The following is a 1,016-nucleotide window of genomic DNA, read 5'->3' as shown; positions in this document are numbered from 1 at the left end:
CTCGCGGCCGATGCCGGAGTCGGAGAGCAGTTCCTGGATGTCGAGCAGCCGGCAGGTCTGGCCGTTGAGCGCGTACTCGCTGCCGCCGTTGCGGACACCCTGCTCACCGGCCTCGCCGTCACCGCGCCCGCCGACCGGCTGCCCGCGCTCCGGGCGCTGCCCGGCGTCCGGGCCGTCCACCCGATCGTCCGCAAGCAGCGCGACAACGCGTACTCCGTCCCGCTGACCGGCGCCCCGCAGGTGTGGGAGGGCGTGGAGGGCAACACCGGGAAAGGCGTGCGGATCGGCGTCATCGACAGCGGCATCGACTACACCCACGCGGACTTCGGCGGCCCGGGCACCGAGGCCGCCTACCGCTCGGTCGAGCGCGGCAAGCCCGCCCCGGCCGGGCTGTTCCCCACCGCCAAGGTGATCGGCGGCAAGGACCTGGTCGGCGACGACTACGACCCGGACCCCTCCTCCCCGCACCACCAGCCGGTGCCGCACCCCAGCGACAACCCGATCGACTGCGACCGCAACGGCCACGGCACCCACGTCGCCGGCACCGCGGCGGGCTTCGGCGTCACCGCCGACGGCCACACCTACACCGGCCCCTACCGGGCCGGCCTCGACCCGGCCGGCTTCAAGGTCGGCCCGGGCGCGGCCCCGGGCGCGCAGCTGTACGCGATCCGGGTGTTCGGCTGCGAGGGCTCCACCGACCGCCTCGCCCAGGCCCTCGACCTGGCCGCCGACCCCAACGGCGACGGCGACCTCGGCGACCGCCTCGACATCGTCAACCTGTCGCTCGGCAGCCGTTTCGGCAGCCCCGACGACGCGGACGCCGTGGCCGTCGACCACCTCGCCGCGCTCGGCACCGTCGTGGTCGCCGCGGCCGGCAACGAGGGCGACGTCTACGGCATCGGTGGCAGCCCCGGCACCGCCGCCCGGGCCATCGCGGTGGCCGCCTCCGTGCACGGGCACGCCGACACCGACGGCATCACCGTGCTCGCCCCGGCCGCCCTCGCCGGGGCCGTCCC

1 protein-coding gene and 1 pseudogene are annotated in these 1,016 nt (G+C 76.2%); one reads left to right on the top strand and one right to left on the bottom strand.

Translation table 11 applies throughout. From position 1 onward, the window contains the following. A pseudogene (locus tag AB0O00_RS20185) lies at positions 1–180 on the bottom strand (hypothetical protein); the annotation flags it as partial. Between the two features lie 72 nt (positions 181–252). On the opposite strand from AB0O00_RS20185, the gene AB0O00_RS20180 reads away from it, so the two are divergent. After that, a partial coding sequence (locus tag AB0O00_RS20180) for a S8 family serine peptidase (protein WP_363653634.1) occupies positions 253–1,016 on the top strand: 764 nt, incomplete at its 3' end.

Origin of the sequence: Kitasatospora sp. NPDC093558 (assembly GCF_040683475.1) — a bacterium.
Taxonomy (GTDB): Bacteria; Actinomycetota; Actinomycetes; order Streptomycetales; family Streptomycetaceae; genus Kitasatospora.
This window is presented reverse-complemented; position numbering and strand designations above follow the sequence as displayed.